Origin of the sequence: Endozoicomonas arenosclerae, from assembly GCF_001562015.1 — a bacterium.
Classification (GTDB): domain Bacteria; phylum Pseudomonadota; class Gammaproteobacteria; order Pseudomonadales; family Endozoicomonadaceae; genus Endozoicomonas_A; species Endozoicomonas_A arenosclerae.
On record NZ_LASA01000171.1, the window covers coordinates 1 to 5,084 of the forward strand.

General features: G+C 48.8%; 8 protein-coding genes. 5 read left to right on the forward strand and 3 right to left on the reverse strand.

Annotated elements, in window-relative coordinates:
- Positions 1-169, reverse strand: a 169-nt coding sequence (locus tag WG89_RS32355) for a transposase (protein WP_062260605.1), incomplete at its 3' end; no start/stop codon positions are given.
- Between the two features lie 48 nt (positions 170-217).
- A complete protein-coding gene (locus WG89_RS25290) occupies positions 218-424 on the reverse strand; it encodes a hypothetical protein (RefSeq protein ID WP_062270457.1) in 207 nt (68 codons plus the stop codon).
- A 489-nt stretch (positions 425-913) separates the two neighbouring features.
- On the opposite strand from WG89_RS25290, the gene WG89_RS25295 reads away from it, so the two are divergent.
- The gene (locus WG89_RS25295) at positions 914-2,002 is read left to right on the forward strand and encodes a M20 family metallopeptidase (protein WP_062270458.1); all 1,089 of its coding nucleotides are present in this window, start codon (positions 914-916) and stop codon (positions 2,000-2,002) included.
- 1 nt (position 2,003) lies between these two features.
- Here WG89_RS25295 and WG89_RS25300 read toward each other — a convergent pair whose 3' ends face one another.
- Complete coding sequence (locus WG89_RS25300) at positions 2,004-2,639, reverse strand: hypothetical protein (RefSeq protein ID WP_062270459.1); 636 nt, start codon at positions 2,637-2,639, stop codon at positions 2,004-2,006.
- 279 nt (positions 2,640-2,918) lie between these two features.
- Here WG89_RS25300 and rpsP point away from each other — a divergent pair, with 279 nt between their 5' ends.
- The 4 genes from rpsP to rplS all read left to right on the forward strand — a co-directional run bounded on the left by rpsP (position 2,919) and on the right by rplS (position 5,048).
- Positions 2,919-3,164, forward strand: coding sequence for a 30S ribosomal protein S16 (gene rpsP / locus WG89_RS25305; protein WP_062270460.1), 246 nt, complete (start codon positions 2,919-2,921; stop codon positions 3,162-3,164).
- Positions 3,165-3,243: 79 nt separating this feature from the next.
- The gene (gene rimM / locus WG89_RS25310) at positions 3,244-3,798 is read left to right on the forward strand and encodes a ribosome maturation factor RimM (protein ID WP_062270461.1); all 555 of its coding nucleotides are present in this window, start codon (positions 3,244-3,246) and stop codon (positions 3,796-3,798) included.
- Between the two features lie 92 nt (positions 3,799-3,890).
- Positions 3,891-4,643 (forward strand): tRNA (guanosine(37)-N1)-methyltransferase TrmD, encoded by a 753-nt coding sequence (trmD, locus tag WG89_RS25315; RefSeq protein ID WP_062270463.1) that lies wholly within the window; start codon positions 3,891-3,893, stop codon positions 4,641-4,643.
- A gap of 51 nt (positions 4,644-4,694) precedes the next feature.
- Complete coding sequence (gene rplS / locus WG89_RS25320) at positions 4,695-5,048, forward strand: 50S ribosomal protein L19 (protein WP_062270462.1); 354 nt, start codon at positions 4,695-4,697, stop codon at positions 5,046-5,048.
- Positions 5,049-5,084 lie beyond the last annotated feature (36 nt).

The window sequence follows — 5,084 nt, forward strand, 5'->3', positions numbered from 1 at the left end:
GAGGATAAGGAGGTCTTCCGTTGCCACGCTTAGGGTAATAGGGCTCGATTACGGCCTCTAAGCGTTTCCATGGAATCAGAACCTCCATTCTTTCAAGAAAAATTTCCCTACGAGTTCTGCGTCGCTTCTGGCTGAATTCACTGTCGGAAAAAGAGAGTTGTTGGTCCATGACTACCTCTGATCAAGCTGCTGAGATTATTATCTCATGATCAGGGACTTATTCGCAGGTTCCATAGAACAGGTCGAGATCTTCCATGATAACGCCATTGCACACAATTGAGCCTTTATGAGCCAGTGCCTTGGCCAGGTTCAGTCCCGAGATAACACCAATATCTCTTTCCCGAAGACGCTCAATCAATTTTCGCTGGATAACATCTCCGCCACCATTCTGGTATAGCCAGAGTCCAACGGTGTACTTAGACATGATCAATTCCTGTAGAACTTGTCGGTTATTAATAAGATTGGAATTTGAGCAATAACGTTTTGTTGTCGTTTCTTAATTAGAAACAACAAGGAAGTGTTATAGTTTTAGAATCAAGGCGATGACAGAAGTACCTCCAGACGCCTGACAACAGTCATCAGACATTCACAGGCTTTCCCAAAAAAGCTACCAGAGTAAAGCAACTACCTCTGTGCAACCCCTTAGGTTCTGCCGAAAATATACCTATCACCATCCGTTTTGTTAACTGTCTTATTAAGGCATCCGCATATCTTTTGATGCAGGTCAATTTTTCGACAGACTGTTACATTTCTCTCTCTTTTCCGGACATTTTACTGTGTTAGTTTCATCACTCTGATTGGGCTCTTGTTAAGAGTGAATTTACGCCCTGTTAATCAAGACGACTGTATATTCATTAATTAACTACCCGCATTGAAATACTGAAAGCCTTAATTAAATCACGAAGAAACCGCTGTGGACTTTAAAGAACTCGCTTCTGTTATTGAAATCAACTCTCACACCAAAAACAAATCCGGTGTGGATCAGGTTGGCCAACTATTCAGTGAATGGATGGAAGCTCTGGGATTCCAAACTGAACGTCACGAAAGAAAAGAAATCGGCGATCACCTGCACTTCAGGTCAGAACAGACAGCCGGTCGCAAACTGCTTTTATTGGGTCACCTGGATACAGTCTTTCCTATCAACACTTTCACTGACTTCCACGAAGATCAGGACTGGATATACGGCCCTGGTGTATGCGACATGAAAGGTGGCAATCATGTGGCATTGAACGCCCTGAGAAATACTCATCACCAACAAGGCAAGATCAACAATATTGATATGTTACTGGTCAGCGATGAAGAAACAGGCAGTGACGACAGTAAACATCTCACTGCAGAACTGGCCAGCCAATACGACGCCTGCCTGGTCTTTGAGGCAGCCGGTGAAAAGAACGAAGTGGTGGTGGCTCGAAAGGGTGTAGCGACAATGTTTATCGAACTGGAAGGCAAAGCGGCTCATGCGGGCAACAAATACACAGAAGGTTGTAACGCCAACCTGGCAGCAGCCAAAATGCTGATTGCCCTGACTGAGCTGACACACCTTAAAGCGGGCACCACCGCAAATGTGGGCAAAATGTCTGGAGGTATAGGTGCCAACACCATTTCCCCTAAAGCCAGCCTGACCATTGAATTTCGATTCACTTGCGCACCGGAACGAGATCGGATTTTGGCCGCAATAAAGGATATAGCTAAAACAACCTGGGTGGATGGTGTTTCTGCAACACTTAGCGGTGGTATTCAACGAGATGTTATGGAGAGCACCCAACAACAACAGGCATTGCTGAATGAGATAGAAGAACTTCTGGGCTACTCACTGCCCACGGAGAAACGGGGAGGTGTCAGCGACGCCAATACAGCATCTGCAACGGGCACCCCTACTCTGGATGGCTTTGGCCCGTTTGGAGATGGTGATCACACCATCCACGAAAGAGCCAGCAAGGCCAGCTTTGAACAGCGAATTCAGGAAGTTACCCGAATACTCAGCCGTTTTAATGCAGCCTGAATTACTCCCTATCTTCCATTGACCGAATATCCTCAAGGCTGAGCTTTGGCGTATTCAGAACCGGCAGGCCTGCTGGCCTGCCCATCAGAAGGTTATTTCTGAGCGAATGAAGACTCAGTGGCCCCAATGACCCGGAAACTTCTTTTGCAGAAAAGACTTCTATCAAGTCCTGCCAGTCAGAGCGCTTTCTCAACCTTTCCTGAATCTGCCTGTCTGTATCCACCATAACCCTGGCAAGATTTGTCCTGGCATGGCGTTTTTTACGATCAGGCTCCGCTGGATTTAACACCATAACCGACAGGTACTCCCGGGCGTTCACCAGGTAGCCACCATCAGCCAGAGTAATCAAATGACCGGTAGCGGCCTGATGCTTTTCCTCAGAAAATATGAATTCACTGATCAGGCTACCCAGCTGCCAGATAACATTAAGCACTATTTCCACCAGATAAGGTGTGTCGATACCCTTCACTTCTCTCTCTGCAAGAGCCAGCTCCGGGTAACTTTTGCTGAGTCTGCCTACATAATTCAGACCCCGGGTAACACTGATCTCTTCAGATCCATTAGACGCTGCTTTGGGCATATCTATCGAATAGACGGGCTTTTGTGAAAAGTCCTGATGGCCGCAGATAAAGGCCATAGGGTATCCTCCTGACGGTTAATTCCTGCTGTTTAGAACTTTTGTACTAAATAAAATTCATAACAAAGCTGTTAGCAGGCCTAACAATTCCTGCCTTCTCCCCCTCTGGTGAGGTATTCCGCAACAAGATAAGTGTCAAGCTTATTGTCAGCGGGACGGTTATTCCTTAGAATATGCGCCCTTCATGGCTCACTGTATGTGATCCATGAGTCTGGAGGCAGGTCAAACTGTCTTCGGAGACAAGCGTTGCCGGACATCACGATTACAGGAAATTATTCCATGGTAACAATTCGTTTAGCTCGCGGCGGTTCCAAAAAGCGTCCGTTCTACCACCTGACTGTTGCTGACAGCCGTAAGGCTCAAGGTGGCCGTTTCATCGAGCGTGTAGGTTTCTTCAACCCTACTGCTCGTGGTCAGGAAGAGCGTCTGCGTGTGGACCAGGAGCGCGTTGAATTCTGGCTGAGCCAGGGTGCGACCGTATCCGACCGCGTTAGCAAGCTGCTGAAAGACTCTAAAGCAGCCTGAGGTTGCAATTGAACTGGCTTAAGCTGTTTAAGGCAGCCCTGAGCTGTTTAAAAGTGCTACCTCAAAAGGAACAGAACCAGTGAATAAAACATCAGCAACCGCTCAACCTAAACAGGTTGTCCTCGGAAGTATTACTGGTGTGTACGGAGTGAAAGGTTGGGTGAAAGTGTATTCACACACCAATCCCATAACCAACATTCTGAACTACAAGCACTGGATTTTGCGCCAGGATGGTCGCCAGCAGACCATCGAAGTCGACCAGGGCCGCCGTCAAGGCAAGGGTCTGGTTGCACACATCGCCGGATGCGATGATCGGGATATCGCCCGCCAGTACACTGGCGCTGAGATCCTGATCGCTGAAAGCGAACTGCCCCCTTTGGCTGATGACGAGATTTACTGGCATCAAGTTGAAGGTCTGGAAGTGATGACCGCTGATGAAGCGGGCAATGATCTTCTGCTGGGCAAAGCCAGCCATCTGATGGAGACAGGTGCCAACGACGTATTGGTCATCAAAGCCTGCAAAGGCAGCCTTGACCGACGCGAGCGACTGGTTCCCTGGTTACTTGATCAGGTGATCCTGGAAGTGAATCCGGAAGCAGGATTCATTCGGATTGACTGGGATCCGGAATTTTAAGCGTTATGAGTGAAAGTGATATGGGCAGCCCTGAGCTGACAAATAGCCTTGAGCTAACAGAAAACCATGAACAATCACCCGTAACAGCAGATATGTGGTTCGGTGTTGTTACCCTGTTCCCGGAAATGTTCCGGGCCATTACCGATCACGGCATTTCAGGCCGTGCAGTAAAGGAAGGGATCGTCTCAGTGGAAACCTGGAACCCCAGGGATTTCACCCACGACCGACACCGGACTGTGGATGACCGACCTTATGGCGGTGGTCCCGGCATGTTGATGAAAATTCAACCTCTGCGTGACGCCATCCATGCAGCCAAACAAGCTGCTGGAGCCGATGCCACGGTAGTATACCTGTCTCCCCAGGGACGCCTGCTTGATCAGGCCGGGGTTCAGGAACTGGCCGCTAAAAAGCGGTTAATTCTGGTATCGGGGCGGTATGAAGGTATTGATGAGCGGGTAATCAACGAGGAAATCGACGAGGAATGGTCGATCGGTGATTACGTGTTAAGTGGTGGCGAACTCGCCTCCATGACTCTGATTGATGCAGTATCACGCTTTGTACCGGGCACCCTGGGTCACAAGGATTCCGCATTAGAGGATTCCTTTGCTGATGGCCTGCTGGATTGTCCGCACTACACTCGTCCTGAGGTTTTCGAGGGGCAGCAAGTGCCGGAAGTCTTACTGTCTGGGGATCATGCAAAAATTCGTGCATGGCGCCTCAAGCAGGCACTGGGCAGAACCTGGCTGAGAAGGCCGGATCTGTTGCAAGACAGAGAATTGACCAGTGAAGAAGAAAAACTGTTGTCTGAATTTATTCAGGAACATGAAGCTTCTCAACAGCCATAGCAAGGCAGACTCAAACAGTGGAACTCTTGACTAACGGGAGCAAAATTTAAGATGAGCAAGAACAGAATCATTGAAGCGCTCGAACAAGAGCAAATGACCAAGGAAATCCCGAGCTTCGGCCCTGGTGACACTCTGGTCGTACAAGTTAAGGTTAAAGAAGGCAACCGTGAGCGTCTGCAGGCGTTCGAAGGTGTCTGCATTGCCAAGCGTAGTCGTGGCCTGAACTCCGCATTCACCGTTCGCAAGATTTCCAGCGGTGTTGGCGTTGAGCGTGTTTTCCAGACTTACAGCCCTCTGATTGCTTCCATCAATGTGAAGCGTCGTGGTGACGTACGTCAAGCCAAGCTGTACTACCTGCGCGCTCTGAGCGGTAAAGCAGCTCGTATCAAGGAAAAGCTCAACTAAGAGATCGTTTCGCCCTGGGCGAAATAACCTCTTACG